Origin of the sequence: Xylocopilactobacillus apicola (assembly GCF_033095985.1) — a bacterium.
Taxonomy (GTDB): domain Bacteria; phylum Bacillota; class Bacilli; order Lactobacillales; family Lactobacillaceae; genus Xylocopilactobacillus; species Xylocopilactobacillus apicola.
In genome coordinates this window covers 1,731,949-1,750,473 of the sequence record NZ_AP026802.1, presented here as the reverse complement: position 1 = coordinate 1,750,473, position 18,525 = coordinate 1,731,949, and the positions used below count along the sequence as shown (strand labels likewise).

The 18,525-nt window shown below is 38.0% G+C and carries 13 protein-coding genes; 12 read left to right on the top strand and 1 reads right to left on the bottom strand.

The genetic code is table 11. The features are described 5' to 3' along the window. Positions 1-126: 126 nt before the first annotated feature. On the top strand, positions 127-3,558 hold the full coding sequence (locus R8495_RS08455; protein ID WP_317635038.1) for a BspA family leucine-rich repeat surface protein: 3,432 nt from the start codon (positions 127-129) through the stop codon (positions 3,556-3,558). 790 nt (positions 3,559-4,348) lie between these two features. Here R8495_RS08455 and R8495_RS08450 read toward each other — a convergent pair. Beyond that, positions 4,349-6,748 (bottom strand): AAA family ATPase, encoded by a 2,400-nt coding sequence (locus R8495_RS08450; protein WP_317635037.1) that lies wholly within the window; start codon positions 6,746-6,748, stop codon positions 4,349-4,351. Positions 6,749-6,913: 165 nt separating this feature from the next. On the opposite strand from R8495_RS08450, the gene R8495_RS08445 reads away from it, so the two are divergent. From R8495_RS08445 to R8495_RS08395, 11 genes are all read left to right on the top strand, one after another. After that, the gene (locus R8495_RS08445; RefSeq protein WP_317635036.1) at positions 6,914-7,801 is read left to right on the top strand and encodes an ABC transporter ATP-binding protein; all 888 of its coding nucleotides are present in this window, start codon (positions 6,914-6,916) and stop codon (positions 7,799-7,801) included. Further along, positions 7,798-8,562: an ABC transporter permease gene (locus R8495_RS08440; RefSeq protein WP_317635035.1), complete on the top strand. Its 765-nt coding sequence runs from the start codon at positions 7,798-7,800 to the stop codon at positions 8,560-8,562. The genes R8495_RS08445 and R8495_RS08440 overlap by 4 nt, the downstream gene beginning before the upstream one ends. Positions 8,563-8,587: 25 nt before the next feature. Beyond that, positions 8,588-9,652, top strand: a complete 1,065-nt coding sequence (locus tag R8495_RS08435; protein WP_317635034.1) for a sensor histidine kinase — start codon at positions 8,588-8,590, stop codon at positions 9,650-9,652. Then, on the top strand, positions 9,649-10,257 hold the full coding sequence (locus R8495_RS08430) for a response regulator transcription factor (protein ID WP_317635033.1): 609 nt from the start codon (positions 9,649-9,651) through the stop codon (positions 10,255-10,257). The genes R8495_RS08435 and R8495_RS08430 overlap by 4 nt, the downstream gene beginning before the upstream one ends. 49 nt (positions 10,258-10,306) lie before the next feature. Beyond that, positions 10,307-10,891: a hypothetical protein gene (locus R8495_RS08425; RefSeq protein ID WP_317635032.1), complete on the top strand. Its 585-nt coding sequence runs from the start codon at positions 10,307-10,309 to the stop codon at positions 10,889-10,891. After that, entirely contained in the window at positions 10,884-11,069 is a 186-nt protein-coding gene (locus tag R8495_RS08420) for a hypothetical protein (protein WP_317635031.1), read from the top strand. The genes R8495_RS08425 and R8495_RS08420 overlap by 8 nt, the downstream gene beginning before the upstream one ends. A 147-nt stretch (positions 11,070-11,216) precedes the next feature. Continuing rightward, complete coding sequence (locus tag R8495_RS08415; RefSeq protein WP_317635030.1) at positions 11,217-12,902, top strand: peptide ABC transporter substrate-binding protein; 1,686 nt, start codon at positions 11,217-11,219, stop codon at positions 12,900-12,902. Between the two features lie 129 nt (positions 12,903-13,031). Then, the gene (locus tag R8495_RS08410; RefSeq protein ID WP_317635029.1) at positions 13,032-14,693 is read left to right on the top strand and encodes a peptide ABC transporter substrate-binding protein; all 1,662 of its coding nucleotides are present in this window, start codon (positions 13,032-13,034) and stop codon (positions 14,691-14,693) included. Positions 14,694-14,876: 183 nt separating this feature from the next. Beyond that, the gene (locus R8495_RS08405) at positions 14,877-16,547 is read left to right on the top strand and encodes a peptide ABC transporter substrate-binding protein (RefSeq protein ID WP_317635028.1); all 1,671 of its coding nucleotides are present in this window, start codon (positions 14,877-14,879) and stop codon (positions 16,545-16,547) included. 22 nt (positions 16,548-16,569) lie between these two features. After that, positions 16,570-17,502, top strand: coding sequence for an oligopeptide ABC transporter permease (opp3b, locus tag R8495_RS08400; protein WP_317635027.1), 933 nt, complete (start codon positions 16,570-16,572; stop codon positions 17,500-17,502). Positions 17,503-17,504: 2 nt separating this feature from the next. After that, a complete protein-coding gene (locus R8495_RS08395) occupies positions 17,505-18,524 on the top strand; it encodes an ABC transporter permease (protein ID WP_317635026.1) in 1,020 nt (339 codons plus the stop codon). Position 18,525: the final 1 nt, after the last annotated feature.

Here is an 18,525-nt window from a genome sequence, read left to right as displayed (position 1 = left end):
AATTGTTTGGAAATATCACTTCATTTATTTCAAAAAAATTTATGGAAAAAGAAATCAAATGCAATAAGAAGTCTGATATACTAACCATAATTGATTAGAATCTAATACAATTATGAGGAGATGACGATGAAACCTTCAAAGAAATTAAACTATATTCTCATGTTTATAAGTGGATTTTTGGTTTTGCTTTTTATTTTTAGCTTCAAACAAAAGAGCAAGGCTGCTGATTTGTCAGAACAAAAGATTGTTAGTCCTTCTGTGAATAAACTTCAGAATGAAAGTTTTTTTGTAGATCCTTTAAAAAAGGATGATCCTCCTAAATTTCAACCTCGAACGGAAATTAGTCCGCGATTCCTATATCAGTTGGTGCAAACTAGAGATTTTAGATTAACTGGTGAAAGTAACGTTGTTGCTGGAAAAAATTCCGTTCATCTGGTATGGGATGCAGTGCCAGATCTATTGGATGGTTATGTAATTGAAAGAACAAATGATGTATCAACTCCAGTTTGGGACACCCCACCGGTTAACTATGGAAAGCATGTTAAAATCCTAAATGTTTATCCAGATAATTGTAATTATCTTAAACAATGGATGGATCAAATTGACCCCAATACCGGTCAACCAGTATCGATGGGGTTAATTAGTGTTGAAGCAGTTTCGTTGACAGAATTTAATAAAAATGCGAATTATTATCTAAAAAAGGGCACTTCAACTTATCAATATGATGGGGTTTACTTTGGGTCTGAGGACGTTAACGGGGGCCAGACCCCGGGAGTTAATGATTTAACTGCTGCTTCACAACCAGTTGTAGCAGATTTTGGTGCGACTGGAAGATCGGTAATTTTTGGCCATGACACGATCTTTTCTCATGGATTTAGTCATCCTTATATGAACACGTTTGCAAGTAAATTAGATTTATTTCTATGCGATAATTTACCTGCAGGTTATCATGTGGGTTCGCCACTTATGAATACTAATTTTACTGACATTGGTTCACCGAATGTAGCTTTTACTAAAGATGGGTTTTTAAACCGCTATCCATACAACTTAGATCCGACAAAAACTTATCTCATAAAGCCAGCCCATACGGTAGGTCAGTTTTACTCTACTAGAAGTAATGCAACTAAGTGGATGGAATTTAAGGCTCCACTGACTGCGATTGGAAATGGGGGAGCAACTTATCCGGTAACGCCTTTATATGATCCGACTGGTACTGCTGTGGGAAGTAATAATTGGTATTTGGTGACGAAAGATAACTATGCGCAAATTCAAACCGGGCATACGACAGGTTCGTGCTCGCCGGATGAAGCAAAAATTATCGCTAATATGATTTACTATACTAGTACCTTAACGACTAGTTCACCAGGGGATGATCACACTGTAAAAGATAAAACGGCACCTAATCAACCGACTACGGCCGTAACTCAACCAAACAACGATCAGGTTAATATTACTGTTAATAGCGATGACAATGCAACTGATTACTATTATCGGGTTAAAGCAAGAACTTCAACAACAACTAAATATTCTGATGTGGTAAAATTTCCGGTTTTGAGTGGATTAAGAGGCTATATTTATACAGTAGATAGTAATCCTAATGGAGTGCCAACTGCTACGATAGATCCAGCAACGGGTTTAGTTTCTAATATCAATCTTAATCCAAATTCCTCTGCTAGTAATCAGGCCAACATTAGTTTTAGTCGAGCTGGTTCGGCAGGTAAATATTTCCATGTTGTAGCTGTTGACAATGCAAATAATGTCTCAGCGGTAAAAACAATCAATCTTTCAGAAAATTTTTGGTGGAACATTGACAGCGCAGGAACTTTAACAATTTATCCTCACGAACTAAACTGGGAACGCGATCGGGTTAGTTACGTCGATCAATATGGACAGCCTCAAAATGCTTGGCCCTGGTATCAAAGTGCAGCAACAGTTAACAAATCAGTTATCTCTGCTGGCGTAACCGCTGTGGGATCGATTCATGGATTGTTTAATGATTTAACTAATATGACCTCGATTATCGGCCTCGAACGGTTAAATACAAGTCGAGTGACAGATATGAGTTCGATGTTTTCCAGTTGTCGCGGCTTAACTAGCATCAACGTAAGCAATTTTGACACGTCTCAAGTTACGTCGATGGACTCGATGTTTTCCTATTGTTCAGGTCTTCAGTCTTTAGATGTGACAAACTTTGTTACAACCAATGTTATATATTTGCAAGCGATGTTTTATGGCTGTTCGATTTTGCCGAATCTTGATGTAACGCGATTTAATACAAGCAACGTGATCAATATGAGTAGTATGTTTGGCGGTTGTAAGGCTCTGAGATCGATCAATGTGACAGGTTTTGACACCAGTAAGGTTACAGATATGGGGATTATGTTTAGTAACTGTCAATCGTTGACGAGTATTGATGTAAGTAGTTTTGATACAAGCAATGTAACAAACATGACGGGAATGTTTGCTTGGTGTAAGAAAATCATAAATTTAGAAATTACGAATTTTGATACCAGCAAGGTTACTGACATGTCGATGCTGTTTTACGATATGGAGTCAATGGTTGATTTAAAATTTGATGTAAATAAATTTAAAACCACTAATGTTAGGAACATGAAATCGATGTTCGAAAGATGCACTGTCTTAAAGAGCCTTGATGTGAGCAAATTTGATACGACCAAAGTGACAAATATGGAGAACATGTTTAGTGGCTGTGCTGAGCTAACACGTATCGATGTGAAAGATTTTAAGACTGAACAAGTCGCAAATTTTGGTGGAATTTTTAAGAATTGTTCAAAGTTAACGAGCTTAGATTTAACGAATTTCAATACGAAGAGAGTGTATAGTGATTATCGCAAAGCAATGTTAGCGAATACGCCAGAACTATGGAAGATCACTTTTGGGCCAAACTTTATTTTGGAAGATTACATTGCGGAGAATAAGTTAAGCAATCCTAGAGTCGAGCACCCAATTAATGATCTTGATCTTCTTACTCCAGTGTATTATGTAACTAATCCACAGTGGCGTGAGGTTGGAACAAATGGAAACGATCATGAGCCAGCTGGACCTGCCGCAGATGTGACCAGGATAATGAATGAGTCGGGGGTGAGAAGTGATACCAGGACGTATGTGTGGGATCAGATTGGCACTCAGACGCTAGCAGCGACTCCTGAAAGCATCGATTTTGGAGTTCACGAGGGCTCATTAAAAAATCAGGAGTACACTAGTTCAGCGCAAAATTTGAAGTTAACAGATAATCGGAATAATCGAACTATGAAGCGTTGGTATATTGAAGCGGCAGTAACGAAACCTTTTAAACTGATAAATGATGCAAGTAAAGCAATTAGGGGTAATCCATTGTATTACCACGAAAATGGTGGAACAATCACCCAATTAACTCCAACCGCTCAGACGATCTTTACTGGGACTGGTTCGAGTACCATAAAAGAGGAACGTAATTATCCGTGGACGTTAAGCTTTAAAGCCAAACCAAGTGATATTCCGTCCTCAGGCCAATATGTAGGTGAAGTAACCTTTACTTTAGTTAATATAACGCCATAATCAACACCTCCGAATTCGGAGGTGTTTTACATTAATTGATAAAATACTTGCGTTTAAGTTATTGTTTTACAGTAGAAAGATTGTTTTAAAAAAAGGTCCGAATGGTACTTCATGCGAATCTGATTAATAATCTTGCTTGGTTATTTTTTGAGACCTGGTGATTGTTTTGGTAATAACGATCATTTTAGGGTCGTTGGGGGTAATTTTGCCAAACTTTAATCTGGTTACTTTGTTAATCGCACTCCCGATTTTTAATACGATCTTTTAGGTTCTTTGTGATTTTGTTTTATTTTCGAAAACATCCAGCTAGATTCTCAGTTAAGCTTGAAAGTATCAAGAAATTATGGGAGGGGGCTCTTTAAGATTCTGAGTGATTTTTTAAAAATCACTAATAGTTTGCGGCTTCTAGCACTTTGATCTTTGGATTTCTTATTGCAATTCAGGTAATTTCTTTTATCGAAAATCTAATTTATCAACAGGAATTTGCCGCCAAAACGATGCAGAATCGACAGTTAAACGTTATCTCAACAATATCAAAAGATGCATCATTTTAAACACGATTACCAGAATATGTTGCTGTCACTTGAAGAAGGCTGGTGATCAAAAGCTGCTATGATTAGTTATCTTCAAAATGAATCGACATTGCTTATAGTTTTTTTAGTTGTTACTTTAACGTTATAACTTTCAGGGAAAAGGTTAAATAGAGCCCGTTACCAGGGGTGTCGTTTTTTATTTTAATTTGCTTTGAAGAAATCGAATCCTCACTTCAAAATTTATCGTTAGATGTTTTTTAGTTATTAGTTAAAACTTCATCAGAAATTTGGGTGAAGTTCGTAACTTCCGGGTGATCAGCCAGCCAAATTTTGTGATTTTTAATTAATTGTTCGGAATAATTTCTGGCCCAACGACCATTACTCTGATCGCTAACGGGCAGATTAGCGTATTTTTGAGTAACAATCGATTTCAAAAGATCAACGTTGACTTGCCAATTTTTGGTAATTTGGCGGGTCACAATCTCCGCGATGTCTTCTGGCGAATAAGAATCAAATTCAATTTTCAAAGGAATTCTGGAGCGTAAGCCGGGATTAGTCCCCAAAAATTCTTCCATTTCCTTTGTGTATCCGGCAAAAATCGTAATAAATTTCTCGCGGTTGTTTTCGAGTTCAGTGATAAAAGTCTCGATCACCACTTTGCCGTAGTCTTCCTTGCCAGCGCCGTTTAATTGATAAGCTTCATCGACAAATAAAACGCCGCCCATTGCATCGCGGATCACTTTTTTGGTTTTAATCTCACTTTGTCCCTCGTATTCGGCAATAAGATCGGCTCTTGAGACTTCAAGGACGGTATCTTTGGGTAAAATTCCTAAGCCGGAAAACAGCTTTGCGATAATCCGGGCCACCGTGGTTTTACCGGTCCCTGGTTCGCCCTCGAAGACCATGTGATAAGACGGACGTTCTTCTTCTGGTAAATGATCAGCCAACTTTTGATCGACTGCAGCTTGTTTAACTGTTTCGTGGACAAACTTCTTAACTGAAGCGAGACCGACCAAGTCGTCGAGCTCTCGCAAGATTGCCTCCACATTGTTTTCTTTGGTTTTTAAAGACAGCTGATCAATATTATCATTACTGATTTCGGTTAAACTATGACCACTTTCAGCCAAAATGCGAATTAATTTTTCGTTGAAATTACGAACCCAACGCGCATTGGAGCCGTCATAATCAATGGAATAAGATTTGCGTAAAGCGCGCCGATAGTAATCCTCATCAAAAGTTAAGCCAGCTTGGTGAAGGTAGTTGATACCAATTTCTTCGATTTCAGCGGGCGAATAATCTTCAAAAGTAAAGACGTTGGGAATTCGCGACTTTAGGCCAGGATTTATTTCCAAGAAATCATTCATTTCTTTAGTGTATCCGGCAAAAATGATCATCAATTTGCTGCGTTGATCTTCCATGTATTTGAGTAGCACCTCAACAGCGTCTTTGCCGTAGTCAGTTCCGTCCTGGGATTTAATGAGCGTGTAAGCTTCATCAATAAATAAGACGCCACCCATCGCACTTTCAACTATTTTTTGCGTTTTCGCTTCGGTTTGACCAATATATTCCGCCACCAGGTCGGCTCTTGAAACCTCGACGTAATTATCGGTGGGCAAAACGTTGTTTTCGTACATCGCCTTTGCAACAATTCTTGCAACGGTGGTTTTTCCAGTTCCTGGATTACCTAAAAACATTGAGTTTAAGGATAATTCAAATGGATTCAGTCCTTGCTGCACACGCTTTGTATTAAAAATCGCCATTTTGATAAATGAATCAACTTGATGCTTAACTTCATCTAAACCGATCAACTCATTTAATTCATCAAGAGCTGATTGGTTGCTCGCTTTTTCTTTTGGTGGATGTGGGCGCTCTTGTGGCTTTTGAGGATGAGTGTTTTGCATTCGAACGTTTTTGATGTCAATTGAAGATTGTTGGTCTGAGTTGACGTTCAACCGATTAAAAGTTCCAGCGTTGTTGTCAGCAACTGCAACTGAAGCATTTTCGAGATTAAACGTGGAAGATCCAAAAGGTAATTTGACTGTGTTGATGAGAATTTTAGAATCGACGGCACTGATTTTTTCATCATATTGATTAGTAAAATGAATTTCTTCCGCTGAAAAATTGGAATTATTTTCCAAATGCATGTAATCCAATTTAGCTACATTAACATTGATAGTGCTTGCTGCCGCACTCAGCGTGTAAACTATCGAATTTTCGATATTAACAACTTTTGCGTTATTTACATAAAGGGAAATGGTCGGTTGAATACTACGCACTTCACAATAATTAAGAGTGCATTGGGCATTGTCCATTACTGCGACCGTTGGATTTCGTGGATCGCTGGATTTAAACATCACTTCTTTTGCTTCAAATTGGGCGTTATCAGAGACGACCAGAGCATTTTGATTCGGGATGCTATTAATTGTGAGATTTTCTAGCGACAAATAGCAGTTTGAATCAACGCAAAGACTAGTGTTTAGAACCACGTCAGACGCGTTGTTTCCAAGACCTTTAAAGTTTAAACCGTAAATGGTATAGTAAACCTCGTTATAAACACCAGGATCAATGAGAATAGTATCGCCACTCTCAGAAGCTTCAACTGCTTCTTTAAATTCGTATTTGTCAGATCCTTTGCCTACGTGAATCGTATTTGCCATCGAACTCTCCCTTTGTAAATGTTTCTCTGTTAATATATTAACCTATTTACTTTGTTTTGGACAAAAATTGATCAATTTAAATGACAAAAGTCATAGTTAACTGGTGACAAAGAGAACTACTCCGAATACGTTCACTCATAGATAATAGATATCGAGGTGAACGAATTGGAATATGTTATTGAAACTCGCAACTTAAAATTTAGTTATGGGAAAAAAGAAGTTTTAAAAGGTCTTAATCTTGAAGTTGCCAAAGGTGAAATTGTTGGTCTGATTGGTGAAAACGGTGCTGGTAAATCAACACTTCTTAATATTTTGTTAGGAGTGTTGAAAGGAAGCGGTGAAATAAAAGTTTTTAATTCGCAGCCGGGAATCTTAAGCAATAAAGAAAAAATCGGTTCAATGCTTCAAGGCGATATGCGGATAAAAAAGATTAACGTTGAAGAAATGTTAATGGAGGCAGCTGCCCAATACGAAACCGTCCTTCCAGTCGATCGCCTCCTTGAAATCATTGGTCTAGCAAATGAACGAAAACAACTGCTGACGAGTCTTTCAGGCGGTCAAATGCGCCGAGTGACCTTTGGCATCGCTTTGATTGGTGATCCAGAACTTTTATTTCTTGATGAACCGACGGCAGGAATGGACGCGAGTGCCCGACAACAGTTTTGGCAAAGAATAACTGATCTAAAGATGCAAGGGAAAACAATCGTAATTACGAGTCATTACTTAGAAGAAATTCAGCAAGCAGCATCAAGGCTTTTGATCCTGCAAGGCGGCGGCTTTAGTTTTCAAGGAACATTGGCTGAATTACAAGCACAGCATCATGAAACGACAATTATTTTTAAAACAGAGCTTCAATCGAAGGCTTTTCGAGATTTATCAGCGGTTGAAAAGGTGACACAACACGATCAGCAAATTGAGTTAATAAGCAGTGATGGGGATTTGACTCTTAAGTCTTTAGTTCCAGTCTTTGATCGGATTGAAGAAATCAAAGTGGAGCGACAGTCATTAGAAGAAATATTTGTGAAAATGACTGCAAAGGAGCAGATCAAATGAAAACTTTTAAGGCTCAGTTAAAATTTGACGGTAAACGGCTGGTTTTTCGAGATTATTCGTATCAGTTTTTTACGACTCTGATGCCATTGGCGTTCTATCTTTTATTTACGAAGATATTTACTTATGGCAGTGCAGCAGAAATGAAAATATTTAATAAGTCCTATTTAGGCAGCATGATTATTTACAGTGTTTTAATTAGTGCTATTTTTGGTTTTGCGCAGATTATGCGTGGTGATCGTGATCAAGGCTTTGTAGACTTTTTAAGTTTATCTCCCAAGGGTAAACTGCCTTATTATTTTTCACTTGGATTTTGGATGATCATGTTGAGCTTGTTCTCAATTTTGGTCTTAACAATTGCAGCGATGATTATTAACGAAATTAAATTAACGGCTGGACAATTTATTTCTTTATTAATTATTCCAGTGATTGGTCAAATTCCGCTGCTTTTAATTGGACTGGCGATGTCTAACATCTCACGCCATGAAACGCTCAGTGTGGTGAGTAATTTTGTCACATTTCCGATGGCAATTATCAGCGGACTCTGGTGGCCGCTTGCGATGATGCCTGATTGGGTTCAGAAAATTGGTAAACTGATGCCAACCTATTTCGCTAACAATATTTTAAGCAAAGTTTTAATAAATCAAAAAGTTGAACTCACGGATTTTGGCGGGATTATAATTTGGATCGTGCTGGGATTGATTTTAGTGGTGGTCATAACTAAACTAGTTAGTAAAAAAGGTGTTGTAACTAGTGATGCGTAAACTTTTTTCGCGACCCGAGGCTTGGATGAACTACATCTGGCTAATTTATCTGCCAATGACGATGGATTTTTATCTGCCGGTTAAAAGCTGGCATGATTTGTTTTGGCTTTTGGCAACGATTATTTTTTTGATTGATTATATTTTAGTTTTTGAAAAAAGTGCTTGGCGTCGTGTTACAATTCCGCTTGAATTGATGATTACCGGCGCCTTTTGCATTTTTGAAATGAATTTTTATATGATCATTTTTTCGGGCTGGCAATTATCATATACGCTTGGACATTATCCGAAAAAGTATTTTAACTGGTTTTGTTTAGCTTATTATCTTTGTGTTGGCATCGGGAGTATTCATGCAATCACAATCAGGCATAATAATTTTGATTTAGTTAATGTGCTATTTATTTTGATTTTTGTCATGTTTTCTCCGATGATGTCGTACGGACTTTCGCATGCGTGGCTTAGAAGATATCAACTTAGCCAAGATAAAAGGCGACTTGAAGCAATTGTTCGCCAAGGTGAGCGGGACCGCATCGCTAGAGACTTACATGACACTTTGGGTCAAAGTTTTTCGATGATTACGATCAAAGCTGAACTTGCACAGAAGTTACTAATCAAAAGACCTGAACAAGTGGCAGGTGAATTATCAGATATTGCGGCTGCTAGTCGGGAAAATTTACAATTAGTTCGTAATATTGTTAATGATTTACACCAAAAATCATTGACGGAAGTTCTGCTAGAGCAGAGTAAAAATTTAGCTGCAGCGGATTTAATTTTAATTACTAAAGGTGAATCAGAGGCTGTTGAGTGGTCGACTGCGGTACAAAATAAATTTGCAGAGGTTTTGCCGGAAGCAATTACCAATATAATTCGCCACGCGCATGCACATGAAGTTCAAATCAATTTCAATGAATTTAAAGATCGTTATCAAATTATTGTGCATGATGATGGGAGAGCTAAGAGTTTTATGCGGTCGGGGTCTCACGGAATTACCGGAATGGAGAGTCGGATGTTAGAAGCAGGCGGTACTTTTGAAATTAGCCGAGAAAGGCATGGTACTGAGGTTCAATTTGAAATTTTTAAGGATCAAAAATGATTAGAATTTATTTAGCGGAAGATCAAAGTATTTTGCAGTCGGCACTTAGTCAATTACTAGATTTAGAAGATGACCTGACGATTGTCGGTGCAGCTGATAACGGGAATAATGCTTGGGAAGACATTCAAACTCTTAAGCCGGATGTAGCAGTGTTAGATATTGAAATGCCTGAAATGACGGGACTTGATGTTGCTGATCAGATTCATACAAGTGACTTGAGCACCAAAGTGATCATTTTAACTACTTTTGCCCAAAGGGTTTATTTTGAGCGTGCAGTGAAGGCAGAAGTTGCGGGTTATTTATTAAAGGATAGTCCAAGTGATGAGTTAATTGAAACAATTCGGCAAGTCATGGACGGTCTTACTCGGTATTCACCAGAATTAGTAATAAATATGGTGAGCTCTGAACAAAATCCTTTAACGAAGCGTGAACTAGCAGTGTTAGAGGCTGCTTCAGATGGCATGTCTTCAAAAGAGATTGCGACTGCATTATTTTTATCTGTTGGGACAGTGCGAAACTATTTGTCGGCAATCTTTAGTAAGTTAGGAGTCCATAGCCGGATGGAAGCAGTGAAAATTGCTAAGAAGAATAAGTGGCTGAGTTGATTTAAAGTTTGAAGTCTGGCAAAATTGTTAAAAACAAGGAAGTAATAATTTGACGAGTGAAAAAGAAGATCGTTTGGTGTCAATCGTAGCTGGTACAACGAAAAGTCATCGAGTTTGGTTGGAAACCACCGATGTTGTGCTAAACTATCAAGAATATTTAGAGGTCATCAACGGGATCATTGAACAAATGGCAGCTGATTTACCTGAAATTGATGGGGCAAGATTTACAAACGACGTAAGTATGTTGGCGCAAAATATTTTTCGCAATCGCGAAGGTGCGCCGCAAGAATTATTAGATTTGATGGAAACAATTGAGGTGCCGCGCTTCAAACTTACGAGCCTAACGACCGGCCAGCAGGAGACCCGCGAGTTGCCAGTCAACAAATTGGAAAAAGTAGTTGTCACTACAGATAAATATACTTTTTTCACTACTGAAGGTGAGCTTAGGGTCGTTGACCGCGAAATCTATGAAGCTTATTCGCAGATTGTGTCTGAAGCCGAGGAAAAAAAACATTGCATTGAAGCAGGAATCGAGTATATTTTAGAAAATGACGATTACACGATTGCTTCAGTGATGGCAATTATACGTTACGCTGGGATGCAGGGGAAATATTTCGATCAAACAGATGATTAAATGCTCAGAAAATTTTCTGAGTTTTTATTTTGCTTCAGAAGTTCCGATTTATGCTCAAATTCATAATTCGATTGTGGCTGACATTGCAGCTCAGGCGGTGGTTAATGAGCAGGATGGTGGGCTTGTCCACTTTAATTTTGAAGATCCATCGATTTGTTTAACGACAAATTGGGATTGACTTTACCATGAATTTGGCTCAACTCTTAAGCTGGCTTTGGTTATCCGGGATTTTTGTACTTTCATTTTTTATCAAAAATCGAAAGCGTTTTACTTTTCGCCTCATTATCTGTATGCTTAAATTAGACAGTTTATAAAGAGGTGAAAAATGAAACTAAACAAATTTTTGCTCGCGGGCGCCATTACAATCCTTAGTGTTGGTTTTGCCACCGGTTGCGCTAAGACGAGCACTTCGAAGTCGCAAAGTAGCTCAACGACTGCTAGTTCAAAGCCCAAAATAAAACAAGCTGAAATCGTACGGATTGCTGAGCGCGATGTAATTCCGACGATGGATTCGTCTCATGCAGCCGGTCCCGTCTCAGCCCAAAATTTGGCGAATACAATGGATGGACTGTATCGTTATGAGGGCAGTCAATTAAAGGCGGCAATGGCCGAAAAAATTGTGAAGCCCACCAACAAGGGCTTGACTTATACTTTTAAAATTCGTCCAAATGCTAAGTGGAGTAACGGTGATCAGGTGAGCGCAGATGATTTTGTTTCTGCGTGGCAAAGAATGGTGGACCCAGCAACTAAGTCCCAAAACGCTTATTTGTATGAAGGGATTAAGAATGCGACCGAGATTACAGCAGGAAGCAAGGCAGTAGATACTTTGGGTGTCAAATCTATTGATTCGAAGACTTTGCGTGTAACGATGGAAAAGCCAATTCCTTATTTTGATCAATTGCTCGCCAGTAGTGCATTTTATCCTCAGAATGCAAAGTTGGTCAAAAAGTGGGGCTCTCAGTATGGAACCAACTCCAAGACGCTGGCTTTTAACGGTCCTTATACGCTCGATCATTGGAATAGTCCCGATAATACTTGGACAGAAGTAAAAAACAAACATTATTGGAATGCCAAAAATGTGAAATTGAATAAAGTCCAATATCAAGTGGTAAAAGATCCGACGACTTCACTTAATCTTTATCAATCAAACAAACTAGATCGCGTCATGGTTTCCGGGGAGATCGCCAAGCAAATGAAGGATCATAAAGATTTCGAATTGGCAAAGAAGAACGCGACTTATTACATCACTCCTAATTTAAAGAAACTGCCGTTAATGAATAATGCAAAAATTCGTCAGGCTATTTCGTTATCGATTAATCGCAAACAGTTGATTGATAAAGTGCTAGGCGGTGGGTCAGCGTTATCCAATTCGTTTACCCCGCGCGGCTTGGCTTTTGATCCAGCTGATTCAACTAAGGATTTTGTTAGCGAAACTAGTAAAACGGCCGGTATTTACGGTAAATATGATCCAGCTCAAGCAAAGAAGCTCTGGCAGGCAGGGTTAAAAGAAACTGGCAATACGGATAAAACTATTAATTTAGAATTGTTGGCCGATGATCTGGAAGTCTTTAAATCGCAAAGTGAATTTCTACAGAGTGAGCTTGAAAAGTTGCCTGGACTGAAAATTACTTTGAGTAACGTTCCAACCAAAACTCGTTTAATGCGCCAGAGTAGTGGGGATTTTGATTTAGTGGCAGCGCCTAATGCAGCGGATTTTGCCGATCCGACTAGTTTTCTGGATTTATTAACGACAAATTCAACTTTTAATTATGGTAAATGGAGCAATGCTAAATACGATGCTTTGATTAAGAATAGCTCCACTACTGACGTCAATAAACCGGATGCTCGCTGGAAAGATTTACTAGCGGCTCAAAACCTCTTAAATGAACAACAACCAGTGATTGCACTTTACCAGCCTGCTGGATCGTGGTTGAGTAATCGCAAACTCAAAGGGATGAACCTTTGTCCAAATAGTATTTATGATATGGCTTGCGTAAAATTTGAAAAATAGCTTGTAAAGTCTCATTTTTTTTATGATTTGATGCTTTTTTATATGACTAAGATCAAAATATTCATTTACTTTTAGCGCCAACTAATATAATATTTTCGTTACAACTTTTGAAAATGAGGTGAATATTAATTGAAAGCTAAAAAATTATTGATTGCAAGCACAGTAGTCTTGCTAAGTATGGGTGTACTATCTGGTTGTAGCAGTTCTTCTAATAGTTCTCAACCAGCCAAGAAAGATAGTCATGATAGTGTCATTAGAATTTCAGAAAAAGATGTAATCGCAACCATGGATTCCTCTTTGAATACTGATGCTGCAGGTTCTCAGAACTTGAATAACACGATGGATGGCCTTTATCGCTACAAAGGCAAGAAAATTGAACCAGCCATCGCGACCAAAATCGTTAAACCTACCAACAATGGTTTGACTTATACTTTTCCATTGCGAAAAAATGCTTTATGGAGTAATGGGGATCCGGTAACTGCAGAAGATTTTGTTTTTGCTTGGAAACGGACAGTCAATCCGGAAACCAAATCACAATATGCCTATATTTATGAGGGCATTGCCAATGCTAAGGAAATTAACGCAGGGAGTAAGCCCGTCGATTCTCTCGGCGTCAAAGCAATTGATAAATATACGCTTGAAGTAACACTTGAAAAGCCAATTCCTTACTTTGACCAATTAATGACATTTTTCAATTTCTATCCGCAAAATCAAAAAGCGGTTGAAAAATGGGGCAAAAAATATGGAACTAGCTCGAAGACCTTGGTTTTTAACGGACCATATAAATTAGTAGATTGGAACGGGGCTAATAATAGTTGGACCGAAGTTAAAAACGATCGTTACTGGAATGCCAAAGAAGTCAAAGTTAAGAAGTTGCAGTATCAAGTTGTGAAAGATCCTTCGACTGCTTTGAATCTGTATCAAAGTAACAAACTAGATCGGGCACTCGTAAGTGGTGACATTGCAAAACAAATGAAAGGGTCGGATGGTTATGGTCTCGCAAAGAAAAACGTCACACTTTACGTTACGCCAAATCTTAAAACACAGCCGATTTTAAATAATCTCAAAATTCGGCGGGCGCTATCGCTATCGATCAACCGTAAGCAGTTAACTAATAAAATTTTGGGTGATGGTTCAGTTCCAGTTAGCTCTTTTATGCCAAGCAATATGGCTTTTGATCCAAAAGACTCAAGCAAGGACTTTGTCAAAGAAACAAGTACAACGGCGGCCCTTTATGGTAAATATGACCCAAACGAAGCTAAGAAATTGTGGGAAGAAGGACTAAAGGAAACTGGTAATTCGGGCAAAACGTTTAATATGACTCTCTTAAGCGATGATCAAGATAACTCTAAGAAGCAAAGTGAATTTCTGCAAAATCAATTTGAAAAATTACCAGGTCTAAAAATTACTTTAAGTAACGTTCCCGGTAAAACTCGTTCCACTCGGCAAAAATCAGGCGATTTTGATCTGACAGTATCTGCTTGGGGCGCTGATTTTCCAGATCCAATTAATTTTTTGACCCTGTTAACTAGTGATTCTAGCTACAATACTGGTAAATGGGAGGAGCCGAAATACGATAGCTTGATTAATCAAAGTTTAAATGAAGATGCCAATAATCCGAGTGCTCGGTGGAAAGACATGTTAGCAGCACAAGATATTTTAAATGAACAACAGGCAGTTTTCCCACTTTACCAACAAGCTGAAGCTTGGATGACAAGTAAAAAAGTTAAAAATTTTGTCTTAACAGGCGGCGATACTTACAACATGGCTGAAGTTAAGCTAGAAAATTAAAGTTTGTTTGAACTTGTATAAACAAATATTGGGATGGAAATGGCTAAAAAAAAATCTGATTTCCCAGAGACAGTTGTCCGATTATTGACTAAAAACATGAATAAATATTGATTTTTCTTTTTGAAGACGGTAAACTAAAGATCCATATTTTTTTAAAATCTTTGATGTAAGGAGAGTATTAAAATGAAACTTAAAAAAGTTCTAATTGCGGGGGTGACGATTGCCTTAGGATCCTTTGCTCTGGTTGGTTGTAGTTCTTCTTCCTCATCTTCGAGTAAAACGAAGGAAACAACAAGTAATAATGCTAATAGCGTACTCAGAATTTCCGAAAAGGACGTTATTTCGACGATGGATTCATCTTTGGCAACTGATACGATCAGTTCCCAAAATCTTAACAATGTGATGGATGGTCTTTATCGCTATAAGGGGAAAACAATCGCACCAGCAATTGCGACTAAAGTTGTTAAACCAACGAATAATGGTTTGACTTATACTTTTCCTTTACGTAAGGATGCCAAGTGGAGTAATGGTGATCCAGTGACAGCAAACGATTTTGTTTTTGCTTGGAAACGAACTGTTAATCCTGAAACTAAATCTCAATATGCGTATATCTACGAAGGAATTGCTAACGCAAAAGATATCACTGCCGGGAAGAAACCAGTCGATTCTCTTGGGGTCAAAGCAATTGATGATCATACTTTTGAGGTAACTTTAGAAAAGCCAATTCCTTATTTTAGTCAATTAATGAGTGCAGCTTTCTTCTTCCCCCAAAACGAAAAAACAGTCAATAAATGGGGCAAGCAGTACGGGACTAATTCAGATACTTTAGTGTTCAACGGACCTTATAAATTAGTTAACTGGAAAGGTTCTGACAATAGTTGGACTGAAGAAAAAAATGATAGTTATTGGAATGCCAAGAGTGTTAATGTCAAGAAAATCCAATACCAAGTAGTTAAAGATCCGACAACTGCTGTTAACTTATATCAGTCTAACAAATTGGACCGGGCGCTTTTGACAGGAGATACTGCTAAACAGATGAAAGGCTCAGATGGTTATGGCATTACTAAGAAGAGTTCAACTTTCTATTTGTCAGCTAATCAGCAGAAAAATGAAATTTTCAAAAACGCTAATGTTCGTCGTGCACTTTCAATGTCAGTTAATCGTAAGCAGTTAACGAGTAAAGTTCTTGGTGACGGATCTACAGTCAATAATTCAATTGTTGCAAGCAATATTGCATTTGACCCTAACGATAAGACCAAAGATTTTGTTAAAGAAACCAGCTCGACAGGCGACAAGTATACAAAATACGATCCCGCAGAAGCTAAGAAACTTTGGGAAAAAGGATTAAAAGAAACTGGCAACACTGGTAAAACTTTTAATTTAGTTTTACTAGGTGATGATACAGACAATGCTAAGAAACAAAGTGAATTTCTTCAAAACCAATTAGAGAAATTACCTGGTTTGAAACTGACCTTAAGTAACGTTCCATTCAAGAGTCGTCTTACTCGTGCAAAATCTGGTGATTTTGATTTAGTAGTATATGCTTGGAATGCTGATTTTCCAGATCCGATCAACTTCTTAACATTAGTTACAAAAGATTCTAGTTATAACGTTGGGAAATGGGAGAACGAGAAATTCGATGCGTTAGTTGATAAGAGCCTGACTGATGATGCTAATAACCCAACCAAACGCTGGAAAGATATGATGGACGCTCAAGATATTCTCAATGAGGAACAAGGAGTAGCGCCTCTTTATCAATTAGGCGAAGCTTGGATGACTAACAAGCGAGTTAAGAATATGACTCTTAATCCAGGAAGTATGTACGACATGAATTTAGTTGAATTGAAAGATTAGAATCTAAGGGAGTCAGGGGACCATGACCAAATATATATTAAAGCGAATTTTCTATCTGCTGTTAACCCTTTTTATTGTCGCCAGCGTGACATTTTTCATGATGAAAATGATGCCCGGAACTCCTTTTACCAATCAGGATAAGTTGTCAGCAGAACAGCTTAAAATTATGAACCAACAATACGGATTGAATAAACCAATTTGGCAGCAATACATAACATACATGTTAAATTTGTTGCATGGTGATTTTGGAACTTCATTCCAATTTAATAATCAATCTGTTTCAACTTTGATTATTTCAAGGTTGAAACCTTCTATGTTAATTGGTGCTCAAGCGATGATTTTGGGCTCGGTTCTTGGGATTATTTTAGGCGCTATTTCGGCCATCAACAAGAATAGTTGGGTCGATAGTCTTGCAACTTTTGTTTCGATTTTAGGGATTTCGGTACCAAGTTTTGTTTTAGGAGTGTTATTACAATTTTATTTGGCCTTCAAAATGAAAATTTTTCCGATTGCTTTGTGGGATGGCTGGCGCTCAAGTATTTTACCTTCGTTAGCCTTAGCAGTTTCGCCATTAGCTCAAATTGCGCGCTTTATGCGCACAGAAATGGTCGATGTTTTAAATAGCGACTATATTGAACTTTCAAAGGCGAAGGGAAATACTAAGTGGCAAACAGTTGTTAAGCACGCTCTAAGGAACTCTTTAATTCCCGTGATCACTATTATCGGACCATTAACAGCAAATATTTTAACGGGATCGATGGTTGTTGAAAATATTTTCTCTATTCCTGGAATCGGCGAACAATTTGTTAAATCAATTATGACTAACGATTATCCGACGATTATGGGATTGACGATTTTCTATTCAGTGATTTTTATGATCATGTTACTAATTACTGATATTTTATATATGATTGTTGATCCACGAATTCGATTGACTAGTAAGGGGAGGAAATGATTATGGAGGAAGTAAAGATTAATGCTCAAAGTTTCCAGAAGGTTACTAGCGATCAGTCGGCTGACCAAGAGAAAATTAGCGCACCTTCTTTAACTTTTGTGCAAGATGCAATTAGGCGTTTATGCCATAATAAAGTTGCAGTTGTTGCTTTTATTGTTTTAGTGATTATGGGAGTTTTGGCATTCTTAGCGCCAGTTATTGCGCCACATAATCCCAATGCTCAAAATCCAGATTATGCGAATTTACCTCCACGAATTGCTAATTCAAATATCCCCGGTTTCCGAGGGAAAATTAAAAATGCTGCTGGGGTTGTTGTTGATCCTTATAAGGCTAATAATGTACCGAAAAATCGGACTTATATTTTGGGGACCGATTATTTAGGAAGAGACTTGTTCTCTCGGATTCTTTATGGAACAAGACTTTCTTTAATCATTGCTTTCATTGCGGCATTAGTCGATTTGATAATTGGATTGCCTTACGGAATAATTTCCGGTTGGAAAGGCGGTAGCGTTGACCTTGTGATGCAGCGGATTATTGAAATTATCTCTTCGGTTCCAAATTTAATTGTCGCGATTTTGTTGCTTTTGGTGCTAAAACCAGGATTACAGTCAATTATTTTGGCGATTGCATTTAGTAGTTGGGTCACAATGGCGCGGTTAATTCGAGCTCAGACGTTGAAGTTAAAAGAGCAAGAATATGTTTTAGCCTCAATTACAATTGGTGAAACACCGCTAAGAATTGCGAGAAAGCATTTGATTCCGAACCTTTCTTCAACAATTATTATTCAAACAATGTTTTCAATTCCAAGTGCAATTTTCTTTGAAGCTTTCTTGAGCTTTATCGGAATTGGAATTCCGGCACCAAATGCGTCACTAGGAACATTGTTATCTGACGGACAGAAAGCATTTCGTTTCTTACCATACCAAATGTGGTATCCGGCACTAGTTTTGTGCATCTTAATGATTTCCTTTAACTTTTTCGCGGATGGGTTAAGAGATGCCTTTGATCCAAAATCTGAGTAGG

Bases quoted from the DNA above. Each gene is read 5' to 3' on its own strand.
- R8495_RS08415 (WP_317635030.1), top strand. From the start codon at position 11,217: ATGAAACTAAACAAATTTTTGCTCGCGGGCGCCATTACAATCCTTAGT.
- R8495_RS08450 (WP_317635037.1), bottom strand. From the start codon at position 6,748: ATGGCAAATACGATTCACGTAGGCAAAGGATCTGACAAATACGAATTT.
- R8495_RS08405 (WP_317635028.1), top strand. From the start codon at position 14,877: ATGAAACTTAAAAAAGTTCTAATTGCGGGGGTGACGATTGCCTTAGGA.
- R8495_RS08455 (WP_317635038.1), top strand. From the start codon at position 127: ATGAAACCTTCAAAGAAATTAAACTATATTCTCATGTTTATAAGTGGA.
- R8495_RS08420 (WP_317635031.1), top strand. From the start codon at position 10,884: ATGATTAAATGCTCAGAAAATTTTCTGAGTTTTTATTTTGCTTCAGAA.
- R8495_RS08440 (WP_317635035.1), top strand. From the start codon at position 7,798: ATGAAAACTTTTAAGGCTCAGTTAAAATTTGACGGTAAACGGCTGGTT.
- R8495_RS08435 (WP_317635034.1), top strand. From the start codon at position 8,588: ATGAACTACATCTGGCTAATTTATCTGCCAATGACGATGGATTTTTAT.
- R8495_RS08430 (WP_317635033.1), top strand. From the start codon at position 9,649: ATGATTAGAATTTATTTAGCGGAAGATCAAAGTATTTTGCAGTCGGCA.
- R8495_RS08395 (WP_317635026.1), top strand. From the start codon at position 17,505: ATGGAGGAAGTAAAGATTAATGCTCAAAGTTTCCAGAAGGTTACTAGC.
- opp3b (WP_317635027.1), top strand. From the start codon at position 16,570: ATGACCAAATATATATTAAAGCGAATTTTCTATCTGCTGTTAACCCTT.